Raw genomic sequence first — 23,508 nt, forward strand, 5'->3', positions numbered from 1 at the left:
AACCCGCTCCCACATTGGAACTGCGGTTATTCGGCGGGAAGGGTCAGGCGCTGGCCGCACATCAACAGCGACAAACGGCTCAGGCTCATCCACGGCGAGCCGGCTGCCTGGCCCTTGATCTGCGCATCGATGCGCTGCGCTTCCAGCAAAAGCTGCGCCCAGCGTTGCGCCGAGTGCCGTTGCAGGGCTTTGCTCATCAGGGGCTTGCGCTTGTCCCAGACCGGCGGTCGAGCCTGGCTGAAACATTTGTCCAGCGGTGTGCCCTGGCTGTATTGCAAGGCAATATTGGCCAGCACCCGCAGCTCCCTGGCCAGGGCCCACAGGATCACCGGTGGCTCCACGCCTTCGCCGCGCAGGCCTTCGAGCATGCGCAGGGCGTGAGCGGGTTCGCCGTTGAGGATTGCGTCCACCAGCCCGAACACGTCAAAGCGCGCGCTGTCAGCCACGGCGCCCTGAACGGTTTCGACGGTGATCTGCCCGTCTTCAGCCATCAGCTTGAGCTTTTCGATCTCCTGGGCGGCGGCCAGCAAGTTGCCTTCGACCCGCGCGGCGATCAGCTCCACCGCATCCTGGGTGGCCGACAACCCCGATTGAGACAGGCGCTGGCGAATCCACTGCGGCAACTGGCTGCTGTCCACCGGCCAGATCTGGATGAACTGGGTGTGCGCCCCTTCCACCAGGGCCTTGCCCCATTTGGTTTTCTGCGCACTGCCATCGAGCTTGGGCAGGCTGATCAACAGCACCGTGTCTTCGGCAGGCCGTGAGCAATATTCCATCAAGGCTGCCGCACCCTTGTCGCCGGGCTTGCCTGAAGGCAGGCGCAGTTCCAGCAGGCGTTTTTCGGCAAACAGCGACATGCTCGCGCCGGCTTGCAGCAACGTGCCCCAGTCGAAACTGGCGTCGGCGCTGAACACCTGGCGTTCATCGAAGCCTTGCTGGCGCACGGCGGCGCGGATGGCGTCGGTGGCTTCCTGGCACAGCAGCGGATCATCGCCGCTGACGATGTAGACAGGCGCGAGGCCACCTTGCAGGTGCTTGGCGAGTTGGGCGGGGGCGAGTTTCATAGGCAGGGCGAACGGGGCGCTTGGCGCGCCCCGTCTGGCTTACTCGACAGGGACTTCAACAGGCGATTGTTTCGGCGTGTTGTCTTCGTACTCCTGGGCAGCCTTGAGTGCGTCGGCGTCAGCCTTGGCCTTGTCGTCAGCCCGTTGCTGCAGGACCTCGAGCTGTTGCGGCGTGATCATCGCCAGGCGCAGCATCATGCGCTGTACCAGTTCGCGACGCATTTCCTTGCGCACCTGGATGACTTCGGAGTCCGAACCCACCAGGTTGTTGCCGTCGTGGCTGACGATTTTCTGGATCTGGATGTCGTCACCCATCAAAGGCAGCTTGTCGTGGCCCTGGATTTCAAAGCTGAGCACGGTGCTCAGTTCGATATCGGACGCACGCCCGGCGCTGGCATAACTCAGGTTGCGCTGGGTTTCCCGTTCGTTGGCCAGGAACAGCTTGTAGGTCGCGCCGGTGTAGACGTGTACGCCACTGTTTTCCAGGACCTGACGCAACTGGGTCACTGTTTCGCTGTAGGCGTCGCGGGCACTGACGTCCAGTTCCTTGATCGCCAGTTCCTGGGTGCCGGTACCGCGCAGTTGGAAGCCGCAAGCGCTCAGCAGCACGGCAAGGCCCATAACCAGCAAATTGCGTTTGATCATTTTGTTGCTCCCCTTGAAACCATGTGGGCCTTATCGAGGCCCTGAAGGCTTTGTTCGGCGCAGGGCTCAAGCCCTGCGCCCGATCCGATTAGCTAGCGACGATATTGACCAGTTTGCCAGGCACCACGATCACTTTGCGGATCGTCAGGCCCTCGGTGAAGCGCAGCACGTTTTCGTTGATGCGGGCGGCCGCTTCCACGTCTTCGCGGCTGGCGCTGGCCGGCATGTCGATCTGGCCGCGCAGTTTGCCGTTGACCTGGATCACCAGTTGCAGCGTGTCCTGTACCAGGGCGCTGTCATCCTGCACCGGCCAGCGCGCATCAATGACCGCTTCGCTGTGGCCCAGACGGTTCCACAGGTCGTGGCTGATGTGCGGCGTGATCGGGGCCAGCAGCAGGGTGACCGTTTCCAGGCCTTCCTGCACCAGTGCGCGATCCTGTTCAGTGGCTTGTGGGGCTTTTTCCAGCACGTTCATCAGCGTCATCACCTGGGCGATGGCGGTGTTGAACTTGTGGTGCTGGCCCACGTCCTGGCTGGCTTGCTTGATGGCCAGGTGGGTGCTGCGGCGAATGGCTTTCTGCTCGTCGCTCAAGGTCGCCACGTCCAGCTTGCCCGGCAGGCCCTGGCTGATGTGCGCGTGCGCCAGGCGCCAGACGCGCTTGAGGAAGCGGTGCGAACCTTCGACGCCGGAGTCGGACCATTCGGCGCTCATGTCGGGCGGCGAGGCGAACATCATGAACAGGCGGCAGGTGTCGGCGCCGAACTGATCGATCATCGACTGAGGGTCGACGCCGTTGTTCTTCGACTTGGCCATCTTCTCGGTGCCACCGATTTCCACTGGCAGGCCGTCGGCGATCAGCTTGGCGCTTATGACCTTGGCTTTGCTGTCGCGTTCGAGCTCGACGTCGGCCGGGTTGAACCAGGTGTAGGCGCCATTGGCTTCACGGCGATAGTAAGTCTCGGCGACCACCATGCCCTGGGTCAGCAGGTTCTTGAACGGCTCGTCGGAACTGACCAGGCCTTCGTCGCGCATCAGCTTGTGGAAGAAGCGCGCGTACAGCAGGTGAAGAATGGCGTGTTCGATACCACCGATGTACTGGTCCACCGGCAGCCAGTGGTCGGCTGCGGATTTTTCTACCAGGCCGCCTGCATAGTGCGGCGAGGCGTAGCGGGCGTAGTACCACGAGGACTCGACGAAGGTGTCCATGGTGTCGGTTTCACGCTTGGCAGGCTGGCCGCATTTCGGGCAACTGCACTCGTAGAACTCGGGCATGCGCGCCAGTGGCGAACCGGCACCGTCCGGTACCACGTCTTCCGGCAGCACGACCGGCAGTTGGTCTTCCGGCACCGGCACGTCGCCACAGCTTTCGCAGTGGATGATCGGGATCGGGCAGCCCCAATAGCGCTGGCGGCTGATGCCCCAGTCGCGCAGGCGGAACTGAGTGCGCGAGGCGCCGAGGTTTTTCTTGATCAGGGCGACTTCAATCGCGTCGAAAGCACCCTGGAAATCCAGGCCGTCGAACTCGCCGGAGTTGATCAGCTCACCGTGCTCGCCGTAGGCGTCCTGCCACGGGGCCGGGTTGGTGTCGCCCGCGCTGGTGCGCACCACGGACTTGATCGGCAGGTCGTATTTGCTGGCGAATTCGAAGTCGCGCTCGTCGTGGGCCGGCACTGCCATTACGGCGCCATCGCCGTAGTGCATCAGCACATAGTTGGCGACCCATACCGGCAGTTTCTCGCCCGTCAGCGGGTGCTCGACAAACAGCCCGGTCGGCAGGCCTTTTTTCTCCTGGGTGGCGACGTCGGCTTCAGCCACGCTGCCGCCTTTGCATTCGGCGATGAACGCCTGCAGCTCAGGGTTGTTGCGTGCGGCCTGGGTGGCCAGCGGGTGTTCGGCGGCCACGGCGACGTAGGTCGCGCCCATCAGGGTGTCCGGACGGGTGGTGAAGACTTTGAGCGCGCCCGCTTCGCCGATCGAATCGACGTTGTACGGGAACTGCACTTCCATGCCCTTGGACTTGCCGATCCAGTTGCGCTGCATGGTCTTGACCTGTTCAGGCCAGCCCGGCAGGTCGTCGAGGCTCGACAGCAGTTCATCGGCGTAGGCGGTGATCTTGAAGTAGTACATCGGGATTTCGCGCTTCTCGATCAGCGCGCCGGAGCGCCAGCCGCGACCGTCGATCACCTGCTCGTTGGCCAGCACGGTCTGGTCGACCGGGTCCCAGTTCACGGTGCCGCTCTTTTTGTAGATCACGCCTTTTTCGAACAGGCGCGTGAACAGCCATTGTTCCCAGCGGTAGTAGTCCGGCTTGCAGGTGGTCACTTCGCGGGACCAGTCCACCGCCAGGCCCAGGCTGCGCAGCTGGTTCTTCATGTAGGCGATGTTTTCGTAGGTCCACTTGGCGGGCGCCACGTTGTTTTTCATCGCGGCGTTTTCCGCCGGCATGCCGAAGGCGTCCCAACCCATGGGTTGCAGGACGTTCTTGCCTTGCATGCGCTGGTAGCGGGAAATCACGTCGCCGATGGTGTAGTTGCGCACATGCCCCATGTGTAGCTTGCCGCTGGGGTAAGGGAACATCGACAGGCAGTAGAAAGTCTCCTTGCCTGGCTGTTCGCTGACTTCAAAGGACTTTTGCTCGTCCCAGAAGGTTTGGGCGGCATTTTCTATTTCACGGGGCTGATAGTGTTCGTGCATGGCTACTTTTGAACTGGATAGGGGTGGCCTAATCCTCTTCGGTGCAACGTTCAGGTTGATCGACACCAGAAAGCGGCGCGTCCGTGCCCAAACCCTGCGGGAAGTGGAGTGACAGGAAGCGCCGTAGCATACATGAGCCCACTCTATCGAGGGAAACCCTGATTGCGCAGGCCAGGCCGTCTGTCGCGGCGCCGGGCAGGCGCAGCAACGGGGACTACGCTGTTTATTGGGGAGCAAGTCTTTCTTCAATGAGGTGAGGGGATGGTTGAATCGCAGCGAATCGTATCGAAACCGGATATCTACGAAGGATTGATCGACCGTTTGGGTCGTGCATTGGATGCGGCGAGGACGGCGGGCCGATTGCGTGATGAACGGCCCGTTGAGTTGGAGTTGCGCGGTTTGAGCCGCGCGGAGCTGGAGCTGATCAAGGCTTACCTGGAACGCAATGGGCGTACCACGCCTCCCTGGGTGGCGACCCCGCCGGCCAAGGGGCCTGCTCACTCTGCCAAGGTGGTGTGGCTCAAGGACTTGTCTGCCGGTCGTGGCCCGGAAAAACTCCGGTCCGCCCGCTACACGTAGTCAACCGCTCTCCTGTACCGCATCACCGCGCCATTTCACCGTAAAGATTGTCGCTAAACCCCGTTACACCTTAGGCTTCGGGCATCTATGGAGATGCTCGATGCCTATTCGTTATTTCATCAAACAACTGCTCCTGCCGCCCGGCATTCTCTTGCTGTTGCTGGCCCTTGCCTGGTGGTTTCGTCGCAGCCGCCCACGCCTGGCGGCGTGTTGTTTTGCCTTGGGGTTCGGGGGGATGTGGCTGATCAGCCTGCCGGCGGTGGTGGAGTGGGGCGCACGGGCCCTGGAAACCGTACCGCCGCTTGCGCGGGAAGAGTGGTCGACCCTGGCTGGGCGCGCCGACGCCATTGTGGTGCTGGGGTCGGGACGCGAGCGTGGAGACCCGGCCTGGGGCACCGACCAGCCCACCGGTATCGGCCTGGAACGCCAGCGTTACGCCGCGCGCTTGGCCAAGGCGTCCGGTTTGCCGGTGCTGGCCACCGGCGGCCTGCATTACGGCACGCCGCCCAGCGAGGCCGAGTTGATGGCGGTGTCGATGCGCGATGACTTCGGCGTGAACGTGCGCTGGAAGGAAGAGCGCAGCCGCACTACGTGGGAAAATGCGCAGATGAGCGCTGAGATACTACTGCCCGAAGGCGTCAAACGTGTGGTGGTCGTGACTCATGCCTCGCACATGCCGCGGGCGGTATGGAGTTTTGAGAAGGCCGGTTTCAGCGTAGTGCCTGCGCCGGTGGGGTTTCTGGGCGTGGATAACGCTCGCCCGCTGGGTGGCTGGATGCCGGAGTTCAAGTCGATATGGCAGAGCGGGCAGTTGATCAATGAAGCGGTAGGGCAGGTGGGTTATCGGTTGTTCTATAGATAACACCTCAAATCAAACTGTGGGAGCGGGCTTGCTCGCGAATGCGGTGGATCAGTCAATACATCTGGTGACTGACACTCCGCATTCGCGAGCAAGCCCGCTCCCACATTGGTTCTGCGGTGTCTGTCAGACCGTTTTGGCCATCCGGCTTGCCAGCAGCGCCCAGCCGAACAGTCCGAGACACACAATAATCAACGGCCACGACCGCCATTGCAGGTACGGCGTGAGATTGTGCATCGGCACCACTTCACCGTAGAGAATGCCGCGCTCGAATTGCGGGATCTGTGCGGTGATCTGCCCGAATGGGTTGATCAGGCCGGTCACGCCATTGTTGGTGGCGCGGATCATCCAGCGGCCCGCCTCCAGTGCCCGCATCTGCGCCATTTGCAGGTGCTGCAAGGGGCCGATGGAGCGGCCGAACCAGGTGTCGTTGCTGATGGTCAGCAACAGGTCGCTCTGGGCCGACAGGCCGGCGGCGAATTCCGGGTACACCACTTCGTAGCAAATGAACGGCGCAATCTGGTAGCCCTTGGCCTGCAACATCGCCTGGTCGGCGGGGCCGCGGGCGAAGTCCGACATCGGCAGATCGAAAAAGGCGATCAGGCCGCGCAGCATGTCCTGCAATGGCACGTACTCACCGAAGGGCACCAGTTTCTGCTTGAGGTAGGTGCCGTCGCCTTCGCCGACCACGGTGATGCCGTTGAAGTAGCGCTTCTGGTGATGCACTTCCTGGCGGATCGGCACGCCGGTGATCAGCGCCGTATGCCGATCGGCGGCGAACTTGCCCATCATGCCCAGGTAGCCTTCGACGGACTCCTTGAGAACGGGCACGGCGGTCTCCGGCCACACCAGCAGGTCGACGCGCTTGGAAGCGAAGCTCATGTCACGGTACAGCGCGAGCTGCGCATTGAGCTGCTCCGGGTCCCACTTCATGCTTTGTTCAACATTGCCTTGAAGAGCTGCAACGGTCAGCGGCGCGCCAGACGGGCTGGTCCAGGCGTGATGCTTGAGCGCCAGGCCGATCGCCCAGGGCGCCACCAGCAGCACCAGGCCCGCGCCGATAAACGCGTTGCGCTTGCCTGCCAGCAGGCGCGGCAGGTTGCACAGCAGCGCCGCGGTCAGTGCGAGGGCAAACGAAATCAGCCACATCCCGCCCACCGGCGCCAGGCCCGAGAGGGGGCCGTCAAGCTGGCTGTAACCGGAGTACAACCACGGAAAGCCAGTAAGGAACCAGCCCCGAAACGCTTCCTGGCCGACCCACAATGCGGCGAATGTCAACGCATCCGCCAGCGGTGCCTCATTGCGACGCAGCCAGCGCGCCCACAGCCAGGCGGGCAGGGCGAAGAACCAGGCGATGGCGGCGGTAAACAGCAGCATCAGCAAGCCCGCCAGCAGCACCGAAGCGCCGCCGAAGTGGTGAATGCTGTAGTAGATCCAGCTGGTGCCGGCGCCAAACAGGCCGAAACCGAAACACCAGCCACGGCCCAAGGCCTGGCGTGGGCTCAGTTCCCGCAGCCCCACGTAAAAGAACCCGGCCGCCACCAAGGCAAGCGGCCACAGATCGAACGGCGCCAACGCCAGGGTGGTGATGGCGCCGGCCACCACGGCCAGCAGATTACCGGGCCAGCCGGGTGCGATCAGACGGCGCATTTGAGTCCTTATCGGGCAATAGGGGTCAGACGGATCAGGTGGATACGACGGCTGTCGGCATTCAGGATGCGAAAGCGATACGCGCCGATCTCGGTGGTTTCGTTACGTTTTGGCAGATGCCCGAACGCGCTCATCACCAGGCCGCCGACGGTGTCGAACTCGTCGTCGGAGAACTCGCTGTCGAAAAATTCGTTGAAGTTCTCGATCGGCGTCAGCGCCTTGATCAGGAAATCACCGCTGGGCAGTGGCTTGATGTAGCTGTCTTCCTCGACGTCGTGCTCGTCTTCGATGTCGCCGACGATCTGCTCCAGCACGTCTTCAATCGTCACCAGGCCGGCCACGCCGCCGTATTCGTCGATCACAATGGCCATGTGGTTGTGATTGGCGCGGAATTCACGCAGCAGCACGTTCAGGCGCTTGGATTCGGGCACGAAGGTGGCCGGACGCAGCAGGTCCTTGATGTTGAAGCTGTCGCCGTTCTCCTTGAGGATCAGCGGCAGCAGGTCCTTGGCCAGCAGGACGCCCATGACGTCGTCATGGCTTTCACCGATTACCGGGTAGCGCGAGTGCGCCGAGTCGATCACGGCCGGGAGGAACTCCCGTGGGGTCTGGGTCGCCTTGATGCTGATCATCTGCGAGCGCGGGACCATGATGTCGCGTACTTGCAGGTCAGCCACCTGGATGGCGCCTTCGACGATGGCCAGCGCTTCGCTGTCCAGCAACTTGTTCTGGTGGGCCTCGCGCAGCAGCTCAAGCAGCTCCTGGCGGTTTTTCGGCTCGTGGGCAAAAGCCTGGGTCAGTTTCCCCAGCCATGACTTCTGCCCGTTGCTCGATCGGTCTTCGCTCATAGCGATTACTCTGAATCCTTTAGTGTGACAGTTGAGTGTTTTTAAACTTCGTCGTCCGCATACGGGTCCGGATGGCCCAGTTCTGCAAGCAACGTTTGTTCCAGTGCTTCCATTTCCTCGGCTTCGTCATCGTCTATATGGTCGTAACCCAAGAGATGCAAGCAGCCGTGGATGACCAGATGGGCCCAATGGGCCTCAAGTGCCTTGCCCTGTTCCTTCGCTTCGCGTTCCACCACCTCGACGCAGACCACCAGATCGCCCAGCAGCGGGATATCCAGCAGCTCATCCGGTACATCAGCGGGAAAGGACAACACGTTGGTTGCGTAATCCTTTTGACGCCAGGTGTGGTTCAGCGCTCGACCTTCGGGCTCATCCACCAGACGGATGGTCAGTTCCGAGTCGGCGCTGCGCTGGCGCAGGGCCAGCGCACACCATTGGCGAAACTGTGCTTCGCTGGGGACGGATGCTTCGGTGGCCAGCTGCAGGTCAAGCTCAAGCATCGCGGCGCGCGTCCTTGGCCGGTGCGTCGTCGCGATGATCGAAGCGCTCATAGGCCTCGACAATGCGCTGCACCAGCGGGTGGCGCACCACGTCCTTGGGCATAAAGTGCGTGAAGCTGATACCCGGCACGTCCTTGAGCACCTCGATCACCTGGGCCAGGCCCGATTTGGTGCCCTTGGGCAGGTCAACCTGGGTGACGTCACCGGTGATCACGGCGGTGGAGCCGAAACCGATGCGGGTGAGGAACATCTTCATTTGTTCGACGGTGGTGTTCTGGCTCTCGTCGAGGATGATGAAGCTGTTGTTCAAGGTGCGTCCGCGCATATAGGCCAGCGGAGCGATTTCGATCACCTGGCGTTCGATCAGCTTGGCCACATATTCGAAGCCGAGCATCTCGTAGAGCGCGTCATAGAGCGGGCGCAGGTACGGGTCGATCTTCTGGGCCAGGTCGCCGGGCAGGAAGCCGAGCTTCTCGCCGGCCTCGACCGCCGGGCGCACCAACAGGATGCGACGCACCTGCTCGCGCTCCAGCGCGTCGACCGCGCAGGCCACGGCCAGGTAGGTCTTGCCGGTACCGGCGGGGCCGATGCCGAAGTTGATGTCGTTGCCGAGGATTTCCTTGACGTACTTCTGCTGATTCAAGCCGCGCGGGCGAATCATGCCTTTTTTGGTACGCAACGCCACGCTGGCTTCGGCCACGGGGTTGTTGGCGAGGTCTTCGACCGCCGATTCCTGCAGGTACAGGTGCACGGTTTCCGGCGACAGCTCGCTACCCTTGGTTTCGCGGTAGAGGCGGCGCAGCAGGTTTTCTGCGGACGTCGTGTGTTGGGGGTCACCAATGAGCTCGAACTGATTGCCGCGGTTGCGGATCTCGATGCTCAGGCGTTGTTCGATCAGGCGCAGGTGCTCGTCGAACTGTCCGCACAGGTTGGCGAAACGGCGAGCCTCAAACGGCTCGAGAATGAAACGATGGGGTTCTACTATGGGTGCGTTCAAGGTCGCTTTTAGCCGCCCTTTGGCTGTTGAGGTGGATTAGAGAATAACGCCAGCCGCCCGTGTGCGAAAGCACTTACGTCATTGGAATGTTGCACTGTTTTCAATGTGGGAGCGGGCTTGCTCGCGAAGGCGTAGTGTCAGCCAGCCGATATGTCGACTGATACACTGCATTCGCGAGCAAGCCCGCTCCCACATTTTGATCTCCATCAGTCAGTGACACTGGTGGGCAACTGGATCAATGAACCCCGCAACGAATGCGGTTGCGCCGCATCGATATGCACATCGGCAAACTGGCCGATCAGGGTCGGATTGTCGCAGCGGAAGTTGACGATCCGGTTGTTCTCGGTGCGGCCCTGCAATTCGCCGGGGTCTTTTTTCGAATAATCGGTGACCAGGATCCGCTGGGTCGAACCAACCATTTGTCGGCTGATCTCGAAACCCTGCTGGTTCAGGCGATGTTGCAGCGCATTCAGGCGCTCTTTTTTCAGCGTTTCCGGGGTTTCATCCGCCAGGTCGGCCGCCGGGGTGCCGGGGCGCTGGCTGTAGACGAACGAGTAGGAGAAATCGAAACCGACGTCTTCGATCAGCTTCATGGTCTGCTCGAAGTCTTTCTCGGTCTCGCCGGGGAAGCCGACGATAAAGTCCGAGCTGATGCAGATGCCCGGCACCGCCGCGCGCAATTTGCGCAGTTTGGATTTGTACTCCAGGGCGGTGTGGTTGCGCTTCATGGCCGCCAGGATGCGGTCCGAGCCCGATTGCACCGGCAAGTGCAGGTGCTTGACCAGCTCCGGCACTTCGGCGTGGGCCTGGATCAGGCTGTCGGAAAACTCCAGCGGGTGCGAGGTGGTGTAGCGAATGCGCTCGATCCCGTCCACGGCGGCGACCACGCGGATCAACTCCGCCAGGTCGGCCAGGCGGCCGTCGTGGGTCAGGCCGCGATAACCGTTGACGTTCTGGCCCAGCAGGGTCACTTCACGCACGCCATTTTCGGCCAGGTGGATAATTTCTGACATGACATCGTCAAACGGCCGGCTGACTTCTTCGCCACGGGTATAAGGCACCACGCAAAAGGTGCAGTACTTGCTGCAGCCTTCCATGACCGACACGTAGGCGCTCGGCCCGTCGATGCGCGGTTCGGGCAAATGGTCGAATTTTTCGATCTCGGGGAAGGACACGTCGACCTGCGGCAGCTTGGTGAGGCGCGCGGCGTCGATCATTTCCGGCAGGCGGTGCAGGGTCTGCGGACCGAAGACCACGTCGACATAGGGCGCGCGGTCGCGGATCGCGGCACCTTCCTGGCTGGCCACGCAACCGCCGACGGCGATCACCATGTCCGGGTTGGCCAGTTTCAGTTCGCGCCAGCGGCCCAGCTGCGAGTAGACACGGTCCTGGGCCCGCTCGCGGATCGAGCAGGTATTGAGCAGGATCACGTCGGCATCTTCGGCGCGGGCGGTGACTTCCAGGGCCTGATGTTCGCCCAGCAGGTCGACCATGCGCGAGCTGTCGTACTCGTTCATCTGGCAACCGTGGGTTTCGATGTAAAGCTTCTTGGCCATGGGAATCGTCAACTGGTGGTAAAGAACCGCGCATTATAGGGGGCATGCCCATTGGTTCCTAGCGCTGTGCATCGGGTGCCATGCTATAGTTCGCGCCCTCTTTTATATCCCCGATGTGTTATCCGCCCACCATGACCAAACGTGAAGCTCCAATCTATAAGGTGATTTTCCTCAACCAGGGCCAGGTGTTCGAAATGTACGCCAAGCAGATCTATCAGAGCGATCTGTGGGGTTTCCTGGAGGTGGAAGAGTTCGTCTTTGGCGAGCGCACCCAGTTGGTCGTCGACCCGGGCGAAGAGAAGCTCAAAGCGCAGTTTGAAGGCGTGGTGCGCAGTTTTGTGCCGATGCATTCGATTGTGCGCATCGATGAGGTCGAGCGCATGGGCACGCCGAAGATCAGCGAGGCGCGGGGCACCAGCAATGTGATGCCGTTTCCGATGCCGATGCCTGAGAAGTAGGGCGTTAGACCGCGTCGCGTCCATCGCAGGCAAGCCAGCTCCCACAGTCGATCGAGTTCCAACGTTGGAATGCATTGAACTGTGGGAGCTGGCTTGCCTGCGATGGCGGTAGAAGGGTTTAGCTGAAATCAGGGCAAGGGTGAAAAAGGCGAACGCCCGTCGGCACTCTGCAATTCCTGCAAATAATTGCGGAAAATCTGCCCCAGCACCTGCGTCGCCACTTCCAGCTCATCGCGCTGCATGTGCTCGGCCACTTCATCAGCCGTGTCCAGTGCGTCTTCGGCGCCGTTGACTGCGGCCATTTTCAGCACGATGTACGCCTGCACGTTGTTGGCCGGTACGCCTTCGCCTTTGAAAAACATGCTGCCCAACTGAAACTGCGCCTGGGCATGGCCCTGCAACGAAGCTTTCTCGAAGTAGCTCAAGGCCTTGTTGAGGTCACGTGCCGGGTTTTTGCTGTCGTGGAAGTACTCGCCCAACTCGTATTGCGCCTGCGCATCGCCGCCGTCGGCCTGTTTTTGGCACGCGCTCAGGGCTTCGGCCTGGCTGTCTGGCTGGGTATTGAGGGTGCAGCGACCCATCGCTGGGATTAACAACGAGTTGCCGCCTGCTTGTGCATGCGCCAGCAGCGGCTGAAGGAGCAACAGGCAGCCCAGAACCAGGGTGCGGCCGGTGCGTTTCATGGGAATCGACTTACCTCTGACGGGGCGCGCGGACCCTCGGGGGATCCAATAAGCGCGCATTATGAAATAAGCAGGCCTCTGCTTACAAAGTCTTTACTCGTTTTTCTGCTGGTTGGGCAAGTTATCTGCCGGATTGCAGGTAATTTCTCGAAAAAAGTCGGAAATATCTGTCAGTAAAGTAGCAATCAGGCACCGTTTGCGCGGTGCCTGTGGGTTGCGGCCGATTACTTCAGTGCAGCGAAGGCTCGCTCGGCGGCGTCGAGGGTCAGTTTCAGCTCGGCGTCGCCATGGGCAATCGAGGTGAAGCCGGCTTCGAAAGCGCTCGGCGCCAAGTACACGCCGCCTTCGAGCATAAGGTGGAAGAAGCGCTTGAACAGATCGGCATCGCTGCCCATCACGTCATCGAAGGTGACGATATCGTCGGCGCCGCTGAAGTACAGGCCGAACATGCCGCCCGCCTGGGTAGTGACAAAGGGGATACCGGCCGCATCGGCGCGCAGTTGCAGGCCATCGAGCAGGCGCGTGGTGTAGTCGGTCAACTCGGCGTGGAAGCCTGGGCGGCTGATCAGGCGCAGGGTGGTCAGGCCGGCGGCCATCGCCAGCGGGTTACCCGACAAGGTGCCCGCCTGATACACCGGGCCCAGCGGCGCGATGTGCTGCATGATTTCGCGTTTGCCGCCGAAGCAGCCCACCGGCATGCCGCCGCCGATGATCTTGCCGAAGGTGCTCAGGTCCGGCGTCACACCGTAGTAGGCCTGGGCGCCGCCGAGGGCGACGCGGAAACCGGTCATCACTTCGTCAAAGATCAGCACCACGCCGTGCTTGTCGCACTGCTCGCGCAGCCCTTCGAGGAAGCCTGGCGCCGGCGGTACGCAGTTCATGTTGCCGGCCACCGGTTCGACGATGATGCACGCCACGTCCTGGCCCACTTCACTGAGCATCTGCTCGACGGCGCCGATGTCGTTGAACGGCAGGGTCAAGGTGTGTTTGGCAAACGCCGCCGGCACGCCGGCCGAGCTCGGTACGCCTTGGGTCAGCGCGCCGGAGCCGGCTTTTACCAGCAGGCTGTCGGAGTGGCCGTGGTAGCAGCCTTCGAACTTGATAATGCTGTCGCGGCCGGTGAAACCACGGGCCAGGCGGATTGCACTCATGGTGGCTTCGGTGCCGGAGCTGACCATGCGCACCATTTCCATCGACGGCACAATGCTGCACACCAGGTCAGCCATCTCGGTTTCCATGGCGGTCGGCGCGCCGTAGGAAAGGCCGTGTTGCAGTTGCTGACGCACCGCGTCCAGCACGTCCGGGTGGCTGTGGCCGAGGATCATCGGGCCCCAGGAACCCACGTAGTCGACGTAGCGTTTGTCATCTTCGTCGGTGACGTAGGCGCCTTCGGCATGCTTGAAGAACAACGGCGTGCCGCCCACGCTCTTGAACGCACGCACGGGGGAGTTCACCCCGCCGGGGATGTGTTTCTGGGCATTGGCAAACAGGGTTTCGGAACGGGACATGATGGGCTCTCTGAAATCAAATCTTGAAAAGGGCGTTGAACGCACGGGCGCGACGCGTGACTTCCTGGGTGCTGTCGGCACCGAACAGGCCGTGCACCACCGCCAGCAGGTCGGCACCGTGGGCCACCAGGGGGTCGGCGTTCTCCAGGGTGACGCCGCCGATCACGCAGATCGGCAGGTGCAGGCGCTTGCGCGCATCGGCGAGCATCTCAACGGTGGCAGCCGGTGCTCCGGGCTTGGTGCTGGAATTGAAAAAGCGGCCGAAGGCGACGTAGCTGGCGCCTTCCTTGGCGGCCTGTTCGGCCAGTTCGATCTGGCTGTGGCAGGTGGCGCCAATGATCGCCTTGGAACCGAGCAGCGCACGGGCCGGGGTCAGCGGGCCGTCGGTCTGGCCCAAGTGCACGCCGACGCCGAGGCGAGCGGCCAGTTCAGCGTCATCGTTGATGATCAGTTGAGTCTTGTAGCGCGAGCACAGTTCCCGCAGTTTTTGCGCTTCACGCAGGCGCCGGGCTTCGTCGCTGCTTTTGTCGCGGTATTGCAGCAGGGTCACGCCTCCGTCCAGCGCCGCTTCGACGTAGGCGAGGAATTTGCCGGCCAATAATTGGCTGTCGGTAATGGCGTAAAGGCCACGTAGTTTCATCGGGCGAGCCTCTCGGCGTTACGAACAGAAATCCAGCGGTAACCGGCGCGGTACAAACTGGCCCTGGCCGAGTTGTTCGGCATCACGCAGGGTGCGCCAAGTGTAGTTGAGCGCCGATTGCACAGCGCTGACCAGGCCTTCGCCCTGGGCGATTCGCCCGGCCAACGCGCTGGCCAACGTGCAGCCCGAACCGTGATAACTGCCCGGCAGGCGCTGGCAGGTAAAGGTCTGGCGCGTGCCGTCGCGACTGTACAGCCGGTTGTGCACTTCGTGCTCGTCGCCGTGGCCGCCAGTGATCAGCAGATGCTTGATGTACGGCAACAGCTTCTCGGCGCACTCATCCGCCGTGCCTTCAGGCAGTTCTGCGAGGATGCGCGCTTCGGGCAGGTTCGGCGTGGCGATCAGCGACAACGGCAACAGCCGCTCGCGCATCGCAAAGCCGACTTCGTCCTTGCCCAGGCTGCCCCCGCCACCGGCGCGCAGCACCGGGTCGCACACCACCGGCAGGTTCGGGTGCGCCTGCAGCAGTTCAACCACGGTGTCGACCATCGCGGTGGAACCGAGCATGCCCAGCTTGACCGCCGCCACCTCGGAATCGCCGAGCACGGCATTGGCCTGGGCCAGTACCCACTCGCGGTCGAGCACGCGGAAATCGCTGACGTTGACGGTGTTCTGCACGGTCAGGGCGGTGACGGCTGGAGCCGCATGGCAACCCTGGGCGAGCAGGGCTTCGATATCTGCCTGCAAGCCGGCGCCACCACTGGGATCATGGCCGGAGAGACAGAGGACAACGGGGCGAGAGCTGTAGATATTCATGGTGCGCGAGCTTACCACCAAACGCTTTTGGCGGGGCCTTCCGGCGATGTTTGAATGATTGGCGCATTTATCGCCAGTTATAGCGGTTTGCTAGTATTTGCTGGGTGCGTCAGAACGCGCTGTAACCCTCGTTCTAGAGCCTTCAGTAATTTTATTTCAATGGTGTCCATTGGCCTTTAGCGGCTATGCTAGAGTGGATCCAAACGACTAACTGTATTGCCGGTGTACGTCTTCTCAAAAGGATGGGGGGCTTTTTGACATAACCGGACAGGCCACGCTGGGGCTCTATGCGCTATTTGCTGATGTTACTGTTGTGCGGGCTGCCAATGCTCGCCGGCGCCGTTGAGTTCACCCAGGACACGCGAAGCCTGCCGTTGGGCCGGGCCATGCAAGTGCTCGAAGACCCGACAGATGCCTTGACCATCGCTGATGTCAGCGCGCCTTCCGCCGCCGTGCAGTTCAAACCCCACGATAAAGACACCCTGAATGCGGGCTACTCGCGCTCAGTGTTCTGGCTGAGGGTCAATCTGCACTACCTGCCCGATAATGCCGATGCGCAACGCACCTGGTTGCTGGAACTGGCCTACCCGCCGCTCGATCATCTTGACCTCTACTTGCCCGACAGCACCGGCACCTATCGCCTGGCCGGGCGAACCGGGGATGCGCTGGCGTTTTCCACCCGCGAGATCCGGCAGAACAACTACCTGTTCAAGGTCGACTTTGCCCCTGGGGAGGCGAAAACCGTCTACCTGCGCCTGCAAAGTGAAGGCTCGATCCAGGCGCCATTGACGCTCTGGTCCAGCACCGCCTACCTGGAGCAGCAACCGCTGCGCCTGTACGTATTGGGGCTGATTTATGGCGTGTTGCTCGGCATGCTGGTCTACAACCTGTTCATCTACCTCAGCGTGCGCGACACCAGCTACCTCTATTACATCTTCTATATCGCTTCGTTCGGCATGTACCAGCTGTCGGTCAACGGCGCGGCGGTGGAGTACTTCTGGCCGGACAACCCCTGGTGGGCGAATGCCGCGACGCCGTTCCTGATCGGTGCGTCGGCGTTGTTCGGCAGCCTGTTTGCGCGCAGCTTTCTGCACACGGCCCAGCACAGTCGCTGGATCAACCGCTTGCTGCTGACACTGGTGGCCTGCGGTGGCGTGGTGATGCTGCTGTCGTTGATGACCAGCTATGCCCTGGCGCTGCGCCTGGCCACCGGGTTGGCGCTGGTGTTCACCGTGACTATCTTTGTGGCGGCCATCAAGGCCTGGTATTGCGGCCAGCGAGTGGCGCGCTACTTCATCATCGCTTGGTCGGCGTTCCTGCTGGGTGGGGTGGTGAATACAATGATGGTGCTGGGCTACCTGCCCAATGTGTTCCTGACCATGTACGCCAGCCAGATCGGCTCGGCGATTGAAGTGGCGTTGTTGTCCCTGGCCCTGGCCGACCGCATCAACGCCATGCGCGAGCAACAGGCGCAGATCCTGTTCGACGCCAGCCAGAAGCTCGAAGTGCTCAACCAGCAATTGGCCCGCAGCAACCGCCTCAAGGATGAATTCCTCGCCACCCTGACTCACGAACTGCGCACGCCCATGAACGGCGTGATCGGTTCCCTTGAACTGATGCAAACCCTGCCCCTGGACGCGGACCTGGCGAGCTACCAGCAAACCGCGGCGGGTTCGGCGCGGGACATGATGCGCATGGTCAATGGTATCCTCACCCTCACCGAATTGCAGGCTGGACGCTTGAGCGCCCAGCCCCAGGCGTTCAGCCTGCGCGCCACGCTCGACACCTTGCGCCAGCAGTTCAACGCCAGTGCCCAGGGCAAAGGCCTGGCGTTTTCCATCGACGTGGCGCACGAGCTGCCGGACCGCGTGCTGGGCGATGCCGATAAACTGCTGCAGTGCCTGGACTGCTTGCTCGATAACGCCTTCAAGTTCACCCACGAAGGCTCAGTGCGCCTGCGTGTGGTCGGCGTGCCCCAGAGCGACGGTGCCCTGCACATGAGCTTTATCGTCACCGACACCGGTATCGGCTTTGCTTTCCTCGATGAGGCTACGCTGTATCAGCGGTTCTTCCAGCTCGATGGCTCGACGACGCGCGAGTACGGCGGTCTGGGTATCGGGTTGGCGATCTGCCGTCAATTGATCGAGTTGCTGGGTGGGCGCCTGACCCATCATTCCGAACCGAGCAAGGGCAGCCGCTTCCAGCTGGACGTAACACTCAGCCCGGTTGCGCCCGAAGCGAAGCCTGCGCCAGAGCGGCAGCGTTCGCCCCAGGAGTGCGCGCTGCTGTTGGTTGATGACAACAGCGTCGGCCAGTTGGTGGTGCGTGGCATGCTGCTCAAGCTGGGTTACCGGGTGAAAACCGTCGACACGGGTCCGAACGCGTTGGCGGCCTTGCAGGGTGGCGATTTCGACGCGGTACTGCTGGATATTCCCGAAGGCGGGTTCTCATTGTGCTGTCAGATTCGGGCACTGCCTGGCTGTGGTGAGTTGCCGGTGATCGCCTTGAGCACTTCGCTCAATGTGTCGGAGCGGGAGGGTTGCCATGGTGTGGGTGTCTCTGATCGCCTGGCCAAGCCGGTGCGTTTCGAGGCGTTGCAAGCGGTGTTGGAACGCCGCTTGTTGTGTCCAGCAGAGGGCAAAAGCGCCGCGTATTCGGCAGGTTTACCACTTTTTTAAGCGGGTTGACGGTGCTTAACTGAAAACCAGGCCTCAATCAGACGTGGCCTTTTTTCAGGAGGCCCGTATGAACCTGCATCAGTTCGCCGAAACCCACGACGTCACCAACCAGCCCCCGTCCCTGGACGGCACCAACCTGTACCGTATCGATGTGCCCCTGCGAGAATGGTCGCGCCGCTTTGGCGCCGGCTGGGCGCAACCGCGCATCGATGCCTATGGAGCGCTGGCCGGCGGGCCGCTGATGGAGGCCGGGTTCCTGGCGAACCAGAACAAACCGGTGTTCAACAGCCATGACCGTTATGGTCACCGTATCGACCTGGTGGAGTTTCATCCGGCCTATCACGAACTGATGCGCACCGCCGTCGAGCACGGCCTGCCGTCGCTGCCGTGGGCCCATCCCCAGCCCGGCGCCCATGTGGCCCGCGCCGCCATGACTTACCTGCACACCCAGGCCGAAGCCGGCACCGGTTGCCCGCTGACCATGACCTTCGCCTGTGTACCGGCCCTGCGTTTGCAGCCGGAGTTGGCTGACACCTGGCTGCCGAAAATACTCAGCACCCACTACGACCCGCGCAACGTCGGCATCGCCCACAAGGCCGGCGCCACCATCGGCATGGCCATGACCGAAAAGCAGGGCGGCACTGATGTGCGTGCCAACACCACCCGCGCTTATCCAGTGGGCGCCGGCGGCCCGGGCCAAGCCTATGAGCTGGTGGGCCATAAATGGTTCTGCTCGGCGCCGATGTGCGACGCGTTCCTGACCCTGGCGCAGACCGACAAGGGCCTGACCTGTTTCCTGCTGCCCCGGCACCGCCCGGACGACACACGCAACGCGTTCTACATCCAGCGTCTCAAAAACAAGCTCGGCAACTGCTCCAATGCGTCCAGCGAAGTGGAGTTTCGCGGCGCCCTGGCCTGGATGATCGGCGAAGAGGGCCGCGGCGTGCCGACCATCATTGAAATGGTCGCCATGACCCGCTTCGATTGCATGGTCGGCTCCAGCGCCCTGATGCGCCAGGCGCTGACCCAGGCCAGCCATCATTGTGCCCATCGCTCAGTCGGCGGACGCGTACTCAGCGAGCAACCGCTGATGCAAAACGTGCTGGCTGATCTGGCGCTGGAAAGCGAAGCCGCCCTGGCCTTGAGCCTGCGCATGGGCCGCGCGTTGGACCACTTGGGCGATGAGCAGGAAGCCAAGTTCGCGCGACTGGTGACTGCGGTGGGCAAGTATTGGATCTGCAAGCGCGCCCCGGCGATGATCAACGAGGCCGCGGAGTGCATGGGCGGCGCTGGGTATGTCGAGGACAGCATCCTGCCGCGCCTGTACCGCGAGGCACCGGTGAACTCGACGTGGGAAGGCTCCGGCAATGTGCAGTGCCTGGACGTGCTGCGGGCGTTGTCGAAGGAGCCGGGCGTGCTGGAGGCGTTGTTTGTCGAGCTGGGGGACGGGCATGGGGACAAGCAACTGGCGCGGCGGATTGAACAGCTGAAGTCGGCATTCATGGACACCCAGGACATCCAGTACCGCGCGCGACAGCTCACCGAGGATATTGCCGTGGCGTTGCAGGCCAAGTTGCTGCTGGAGGCGGGGAATGGGGCGGTCAGCGATGGGTTTATTGCCGGCCGGTTGGGGGAATCGTCCGGTCGGGTCTACGGCGCCTTGCCGCGTGGCGTGGATGTGGAAGCGCTTGTCGCAAGGTCTACGCCAAACCTGACTGAATAAACACGGACAAAATGTGGGAGCGGCGGTGCGACGATTCGACTTGCTCGCGAAAGCGGTGTATCAGCTACAGATTCGTCAACTGACAGACAGCATTCGCGAGCAAGCCCGCTCCCACATTATTTACCGCATTCCAATCCCACTGTTTAAGTGAGGCCTCGATACAGGCAAGATAAAGACCTGCAACTCAGTACACAGGATGCTTACCGTGACCGAAGCTTTTGTTGTCGTTCAAACCGCCGAAGAAGCCGTGGATCGGCTGGCGGCCCTGCATGAGCGTGCTACCGGCGCGCTCAATCAAGCCCTCAAGCAATACCTCAAGGACCGCGTAGAGCCCGACGCCGAACAACGCGCGCTGTTTCGCTACCCGGAACTGCGCCTGACCTACCACTGCCACGGCGAAGTCCCACAGACCACCCGGGCGTACGCCAAGGTCCAGTTGCCGGGAACCTACAGCGTTACCGTCACCCATCCGGCGGCGTTCCGTAAATACCTGCTGGAGCAACTGGTGCCGCTGATGCACGACTTCACCGTGACGGTGGAAGTGGGCGTCAGCCAACAGAACATCCCGTATCCGTATGTAGTGGAGCAGGGCGACGAGCTGGCCGGTTCCGGCGTGACCGCCGCGACCCTGGCCCGCGTGTTCCCCAGCACCGACCTGTCGGCCGCCACCGATGGCATCGCCGATGGCCTGTACGACTGGGAAAACACCGACCCGCTGCCCCTGGCGTTGTTCGACGCGGCACGCGTGGACTTTTCCCTGCGCCGCCTGGTGCATTACACCGGCAGCGACTGGCGCCATGTGCAGCCGTGGATCCTGCTGACCAACTATCACCGCTATGTCGACCAGTTCATCCTGCATGGCCTGGAACAACTGCGCAGCGATCCGCGGTTCATTCGCATGGTGCTGCCGGGCAATGTGATCATCGACAAGAGCATGGACCATGGCGAAGCGTCGGCGATTGCCGCCGGCGTGGTCTGGCACCGCTACCAGATGCCGGCCTACCACCTGCAAGCCACTGACGGCCACGGCGTGACGCTGGTGAACATCGGCGTCGGCCCGTCCAACGCCAAGAACATCACCGACCACCTGGCCGTACTGCGTCCGCATTGCTGGCTGATGATCGGCCACTGCGGCGGCCTGCGCCAATCCCAGACCATCGGCGATTACGTACTGGCTCACGCCTACATGCGTCGCGACGGGATTCTGGACCGCGTGGTACCGCCGAACATCCCGATCCCGGCCCTGGCCGAAGTACAGATGGCTCTGCAGCAAGCGGCCGCCAACGTGACTGGCGAAAAAGGCGAAGAGCTGAAAAAACGCCTGCGCACCGGCACCGTCCTGACCTACGACGACCGCAACTGGGAACTGCGCTGGGCTCAGGAACGGCCGTTGATCAACCTGTCCCGCGCCGTGGCGGTGGACATGGAAAGCGGCACCATCGCCGCCCAGGGTTACCGCTTGCGGGTACCGTACGGCACGTTGCTGTGCGTATCGGACAAGCCGCTGCACAGCGAGATCAAGCTGCCGGGTTCGGCCAACGCGTTTTATGAGCGTGCGGTCAGCCAGCACCTGAAGATCGGTATAGAGGCGGTCGACCTGCTGCGCACCGAACTCAACTCGCTGCACTCGCGCAAACTGCGCAGCTTCGACGAGCCGCCGTTCCGCTAAGCGTTGGGGATGGTCATTTAACGGTCGGGCCACTAGCATTGTCGGTCCTGACCGTTAGATGTTCCTTGCCATGTCCCGTCCCACCCGTCCCGATTCGCGCCGCCCTGGCGCGAAACCTCCGTATTCTGCCGCGCGTCGCGTCGCCAAGGCGCCGCCGGCCGAGCCGAAGTTGATCCTGTTCAACAAGCCGTTCGACGTACTGACCCAGTTCAGCGACGAAGGCGGGCGCGCGACTCTCAAAGACTTTATCGATATTCCCGGCATCTACCCGGCCGGCCGCCTGGACCGTGACAGCGAAGGCCTGTTGCTGCTGACCAACGATGGCCAGTTACAGGCGCGCATTGCCGACCCCAGGCATAAGCTCGCTAAAACCTATTGGGTGCAAGTCGAAGGCGAGCCCAGCGAAGAACAGTTGCAACGCCTGCGCGACGGCGTGGAGCTCAACGACGGTAAAACCTTGCCCGCCGAAGCCCGGCCGTTGGATGAACCTGAGTTATGGCCACGCAACCCGCCGGTACGCTTTCGCAAAAGCGTGCCCACCCATTGGTTGGAGCTGGTGATTCGGGAAGGGCGCAATCGTCAGGTACGCCGCATGACGGCGGCCGTGGGCTTGCCCACGTTGCGGCTGGTGCGTGTGCGAATTGGCGATTGGACCCTCGACGGCCTGGATCAAGGCCAGTGGCGGGAAGTACCGGCGCGTTTATAAGGCGCCGGACTCGATCAGGCCGATCACCACGCTCTTGATGATGAACGCGGCCACGCCCAGCCCCAGCACGAAGAACAGGATAAACGAGCCAAAGCGCCCGGCCTTGGACTTCTTTGCCAGGTCCCAGACGATAAAACCCATGAAAATGATCAGGATCGTGACCAGGCCGGTCATCATCCATTCTTCAAACAGGACGGGGTCGATGTTGTTCATGGGGCTGTTCCGACAAGACAAGCGAGGAGTATACGGCAGCGTCAGGGGCGCAACATTGACCTGAGTCGAAGTGCAATCCAAATGTGGGAGCGGGCTTGCTCGCGAATGCAGTGTGTCAGTCACATATTCATCAACTGACCCACCGCATTCGCGAGCAAGTCGAATCGTCGCACCGCCGCTCCCACAGGGGATCTTCATTGTTCCTGGGGTCAGGTACGCAGGTGAGTCAACGGCAGTTCGGTACTGTTGAGCACCTGGTTCAGCACAAAACTGGAACGCACACTGGTCACGCCTTCAATGCGGGTCAAATGCCCCAGCAGCAGTTTCTGGTAGTGGTCCATGTCCGGCACCACTACTTTCAACTGGTAATCGGCATCCATTCCCGTCACCAGGCTGCACTCCAGCACTTGGGGCAGGGTGCGGATCGCCGCTTCGAAATTCTCGAAACGCTCGGGAGTGTGGCGGTCCATGCCGATCAGCACATAGGCCGTGAGGCTCAGGCCGAGCATCTTGCGGTCGAGCAGCGCGACCTGGCGGGCGATGTAGCCGTCGTCTTCCAGCTGCTTGACCCGGCGCGAGCACGGCGAAGGCGACAGGCCGATTCGCTCGGCCAACTCCTGGTTGGAGATCCTCGCGTCACGCTGCAATTCCGCCAGAATACTCAGGTCGTATCGGTCAAGCTTGCTCATTGGGTTGGCCTTTGTCGTAACTATTGCGGTGAATTATCCATGAAGGGTTAAAAATTGCGCAAGCACTGTTTATTGACGCAATCTTCGCAATCATCTGTCGGGCGCGGGCGGGTATCTTTATCAACAGAATCACCGCCTGGACAACAGTCCATAGCAGCTCGCCCAATCAGGCCCGCTGCGGCCGCCACCCCAGCAGGGTTGAGCCGGCCTCCAGGCTGCATACTGTCCACAAGACGGCGTGAGGTGAGCCAACGCCAAAAGCGTTGAGCCAGGACGAAGTTCTCAAGGGGTGGCCGACGGGTCGCCCCTTTTCTTTTGCCTGCTGATAACCT

General features: G+C 62.0%; 21 protein-coding genes. 7 read left to right on the forward strand and 14 right to left on the reverse strand.

Annotated features, from left to right (window positions below):
• Positions 1–26: 26 nt before the first annotated feature.
• The 3 genes from holA to leuS all read right to left on the reverse strand — a co-directional run bounded on the left by holA (position 27) and on the right by leuS (position 4,404).
• Entirely contained in the window at positions 27–1,064 is a 1,038-nt protein-coding gene (holA, locus tag H0Z09_RS13190; protein ID WP_186691008.1) for a DNA polymerase III subunit delta, read from the reverse strand.
• A 39-nt stretch (positions 1,065–1,103) separates the two neighbouring features.
• Positions 1,104–1,709, reverse strand: a complete 606-nt coding sequence (gene lptE, locus H0Z09_RS13195) for an LPS assembly lipoprotein LptE (protein ID WP_186691009.1) — start codon at positions 1,707–1,709, stop codon at positions 1,104–1,106.
• 88 nt (positions 1,710–1,797) lie between these two features.
• Positions 1,798–4,404, reverse strand: a complete 2,607-nt coding sequence (gene leuS / locus H0Z09_RS13200; protein ID WP_186691010.1) for a leucine--tRNA ligase — start codon at positions 4,402–4,404, stop codon at positions 1,798–1,800.
• A 261-nt stretch (positions 4,405–4,665) separates the two neighbouring features.
• Here leuS and H0Z09_RS13205 point away from each other — a divergent pair, with 261 nt between their 5' ends.
• Both H0Z09_RS13205 and H0Z09_RS13210 read left to right on the forward strand, forming a co-directional pair.
• The gene (locus tag H0Z09_RS13205) at positions 4,666–4,983 is read left to right on the forward strand and encodes a hypothetical protein (RefSeq protein WP_076952675.1); all 318 of its coding nucleotides are present in this window, start codon (positions 4,666–4,668) and stop codon (positions 4,981–4,983) included.
• Positions 4,984–5,083: 100 nt separating this feature from the next.
• Entirely contained in the window at positions 5,084–5,845 is a 762-nt protein-coding gene (locus H0Z09_RS13210) for a YdcF family protein (RefSeq protein WP_186691011.1), read from the forward strand.
• Positions 5,846–5,968: 123 nt separating this feature from the next.
• Here H0Z09_RS13210 and lnt read toward each other — a convergent pair whose 3' ends face one another.
• From lnt to miaB, 5 genes are all read right to left on the reverse strand, one after another.
• Positions 5,969–7,492, reverse strand: a complete 1,524-nt coding sequence (lnt, locus tag H0Z09_RS13215; RefSeq protein ID WP_186691012.1) for an apolipoprotein N-acyltransferase — start codon at positions 7,490–7,492, stop codon at positions 5,969–5,971.
• Positions 7,493–7,500: 8 nt separating this feature from the next.
• Positions 7,501–8,340 carry an HlyC/CorC family transporter gene (locus tag H0Z09_RS13220; protein ID WP_010206772.1) on the reverse strand — a complete coding sequence of 280 codons (840 nt, stop codon included), beginning with the start codon at positions 8,338–8,340 and terminating at the stop codon, positions 7,501–7,503.
• A 41-nt stretch (positions 8,341–8,381) separates the two neighbouring features.
• Positions 8,382–8,840 carry an rRNA maturation RNase YbeY gene (gene ybeY, locus H0Z09_RS13225; protein ID WP_186691013.1) on the reverse strand — a complete coding sequence of 153 codons (459 nt, stop codon included), beginning with the start codon at positions 8,838–8,840 and terminating at the stop codon, positions 8,382–8,384.
• A complete protein-coding gene (locus H0Z09_RS13230; protein ID WP_186691014.1) occupies positions 8,833–9,837 on the reverse strand; it encodes a PhoH family protein in 1,005 nt (334 codons plus the stop codon). The genes ybeY and H0Z09_RS13230 overlap by 8 nt, the downstream gene beginning before the upstream one ends.
• A gap of 206 nt (positions 9,838–10,043) precedes the next feature.
• Positions 10,044–11,393, reverse strand: a complete 1,350-nt coding sequence (gene miaB / locus H0Z09_RS13235; RefSeq protein ID WP_186691015.1) for a tRNA (N6-isopentenyl adenosine(37)-C2)-methylthiotransferase MiaB — start codon at positions 11,391–11,393, stop codon at positions 10,044–10,046.
• Between the two features lie 131 nt (positions 11,394–11,524).
• On the opposite strand from miaB, the gene H0Z09_RS13240 reads away from it, so the two are divergent.
• Entirely contained in the window at positions 11,525–11,851 is a 327-nt protein-coding gene (locus H0Z09_RS13240; protein WP_076952681.1) for a DUF1820 family protein, read from the forward strand.
• A 128-nt stretch (positions 11,852–11,979) separates the two neighbouring features.
• Here the strand turns inward: H0Z09_RS13240 and H0Z09_RS13245 are convergent, their stop codons facing one another.
• The 4 genes from H0Z09_RS13245 to H0Z09_RS13260 form a co-directional block, all read right to left on the reverse strand.
• On the reverse strand, positions 11,980–12,534 hold the full coding sequence (locus H0Z09_RS13245) for a tetratricopeptide repeat protein (RefSeq protein ID WP_076952682.1): 555 nt from the start codon (positions 12,532–12,534) through the stop codon (positions 11,980–11,982).
• 224 nt (positions 12,535–12,758) lie between these two features.
• The gene (gene hemL / locus H0Z09_RS13250; protein WP_186691016.1) at positions 12,759–14,042 is read right to left on the reverse strand and encodes a glutamate-1-semialdehyde 2,1-aminomutase; all 1,284 of its coding nucleotides are present in this window, start codon (positions 14,040–14,042) and stop codon (positions 12,759–12,761) included.
• Positions 14,043–14,058: 16 nt separating this feature from the next.
• Positions 14,059–14,682, reverse strand: a complete 624-nt coding sequence (thiE, locus tag H0Z09_RS13255; RefSeq protein ID WP_186691017.1) for a thiamine phosphate synthase — start codon at positions 14,680–14,682, stop codon at positions 14,059–14,061.
• An 18-nt stretch (positions 14,683–14,700) separates the two neighbouring features.
• Positions 14,701–15,498, reverse strand: a complete 798-nt coding sequence (locus H0Z09_RS13260; RefSeq protein ID WP_186691018.1) for a hydroxymethylpyrimidine/phosphomethylpyrimidine kinase — start codon at positions 15,496–15,498, stop codon at positions 14,701–14,703.
• A 287-nt stretch (positions 15,499–15,785) separates the two neighbouring features.
• On the opposite strand from H0Z09_RS13260, the gene H0Z09_RS13265 reads away from it, so the two are divergent.
• The 4 genes from H0Z09_RS13265 (at position 15,786) to H0Z09_RS13280 (ending at position 22,274) form a co-directional block, all read left to right on the forward strand.
• Positions 15,786–18,176 (forward strand): hybrid sensor histidine kinase/response regulator, encoded by a 2,391-nt coding sequence (locus H0Z09_RS13265; protein WP_186691019.1) that lies wholly within the window; start codon positions 15,786–15,788, stop codon positions 18,174–18,176.
• Between the two features lie 67 nt (positions 18,177–18,243).
• Positions 18,244–19,899, forward strand: coding sequence for an acyl-CoA dehydrogenase family protein (locus H0Z09_RS13270; RefSeq protein WP_186691020.1), 1,656 nt, complete (start codon positions 18,244–18,246; stop codon positions 19,897–19,899).
• Between the two features lie 196 nt (positions 19,900–20,095).
• Positions 20,096–21,568 (forward strand): AMP nucleosidase, encoded by a 1,473-nt coding sequence (amn, locus tag H0Z09_RS13275; protein WP_162232034.1) that lies wholly within the window; start codon positions 20,096–20,098, stop codon positions 21,566–21,568.
• A gap of 70 nt (positions 21,569–21,638) precedes the next feature.
• Complete coding sequence (locus H0Z09_RS13280; RefSeq protein WP_076952875.1) at positions 21,639–22,274, forward strand: pseudouridine synthase; 636 nt, start codon at positions 21,639–21,641, stop codon at positions 22,272–22,274.
• Here H0Z09_RS13280 and H0Z09_RS13285 read toward each other — a convergent pair.
• Entirely contained in the window at positions 22,269–22,478 is a 210-nt protein-coding gene (locus H0Z09_RS13285) for a DUF2788 domain-containing protein (protein ID WP_049713471.1), read from the reverse strand. The genes H0Z09_RS13280 and H0Z09_RS13285 overlap by 6 nt on opposite strands.
• A 218-nt stretch (positions 22,479–22,696) precedes the next feature.
• Positions 22,697–23,176, reverse strand: a complete 480-nt coding sequence (locus H0Z09_RS13290) for an Lrp/AsnC family transcriptional regulator (protein ID WP_003194418.1) — start codon at positions 23,174–23,176, stop codon at positions 22,697–22,699.
• Positions 23,177–23,508: the final 332 nt, after the last annotated feature.

The sequence above is a fragment of the Pseudomonas sp. SWRI18 genome (genome assembly GCF_014268345.1).
In the GTDB taxonomy this organism is placed as follows: Bacteria; Pseudomonadota; Gammaproteobacteria; order Pseudomonadales; family Pseudomonadaceae; genus Aquipseudomonas; species Aquipseudomonas cedrina.

What these genes read in the sequence shown, in the direction of transcription:
- holA (WP_186691008.1), bottom strand. Translation starts at nt 1,064, where the DNA reads ATGAAACTCGCCCCCGCCCAACTCGCCAAGCACCTGCAAGGTGGCCTC.
- lptE (WP_186691009.1), bottom strand. Translation starts at nt 1,709, where the DNA reads ATGATCAAACGCAATTTGCTGGTTATGGGCCTTGCCGTGCTGCTGAGC.
- leuS (WP_186691010.1), bottom strand. Translation starts at nt 4,404, where the DNA reads ATGCACGAACACTATCAGCCCCGTGAAATAGAAAATGCCGCCCAAACC.
- H0Z09_RS13205 (WP_076952675.1), top strand. Translation starts at nt 4,666, where the DNA reads ATGGTTGAATCGCAGCGAATCGTATCGAAACCGGATATCTACGAAGGA.
- H0Z09_RS13210 (WP_186691011.1), top strand. Translation starts at nt 5,084, where the DNA reads ATGCCTATTCGTTATTTCATCAAACAACTGCTCCTGCCGCCCGGCATT.
- lnt (WP_186691012.1), bottom strand. Translation starts at nt 7,492, where the DNA reads ATGCGCCGTCTGATCGCACCCGGCTGGCCCGGTAATCTGCTGGCCGTG.
- H0Z09_RS13220 (WP_010206772.1), bottom strand. Translation starts at nt 8,340, where the DNA reads ATGAGCGAAGACCGATCGAGCAACGGGCAGAAGTCATGGCTGGGGAAA.
- ybeY (WP_186691013.1), bottom strand. Translation starts at nt 8,840, where the DNA reads ATGCTTGAGCTTGACCTGCAGCTGGCCACCGAAGCATCCGTCCCCAGC.
- miaB (WP_186691015.1), bottom strand. Translation starts at nt 11,393, where the DNA reads ATGGCCAAGAAGCTTTACATCGAAACCCACGGTTGCCAGATGAACGAG.
- H0Z09_RS13240 (WP_076952681.1), top strand. Translation starts at nt 11,525, where the DNA reads ATGACCAAACGTGAAGCTCCAATCTATAAGGTGATTTTCCTCAACCAG.
- H0Z09_RS13245 (WP_076952682.1), bottom strand. Translation starts at nt 12,534, where the DNA reads ATGAAACGCACCGGCCGCACCCTGGTTCTGGGCTGCCTGTTGCTCCTT.
- hemL (WP_186691016.1), bottom strand. Translation starts at nt 14,042, where the DNA reads ATGTCCCGTTCCGAAACCCTGTTTGCCAATGCCCAGAAACACATCCCC.
- thiE (WP_186691017.1), bottom strand. Translation starts at nt 14,682, where the DNA reads ATGAAACTACGTGGCCTTTACGCCATTACCGACAGCCAATTATTGGCC.
- H0Z09_RS13260 (WP_186691018.1), bottom strand. Translation starts at nt 15,498, where the DNA reads ATGAATATCTACAGCTCTCGCCCCGTTGTCCTCTGTCTCTCCGGCCAT.
- H0Z09_RS13265 (WP_186691019.1), top strand. Translation starts at nt 15,786, where the DNA reads ATGCGCTATTTGCTGATGTTACTGTTGTGCGGGCTGCCAATGCTCGCC.
- H0Z09_RS13270 (WP_186691020.1), top strand. Translation starts at nt 18,244, where the DNA reads ATGAACCTGCATCAGTTCGCCGAAACCCACGACGTCACCAACCAGCCC.
- amn (WP_162232034.1), top strand. Translation starts at nt 20,096, where the DNA reads ATGCTTACCGTGACCGAAGCTTTTGTTGTCGTTCAAACCGCCGAAGAA.
- H0Z09_RS13280 (WP_076952875.1), top strand. Translation starts at nt 21,639, where the DNA reads ATGTCCCGTCCCACCCGTCCCGATTCGCGCCGCCCTGGCGCGAAACCT.
- H0Z09_RS13290 (WP_003194418.1), bottom strand. Translation starts at nt 23,176, where the DNA reads ATGAGCAAGCTTGACCGATACGACCTGAGTATTCTGGCGGAATTGCAG.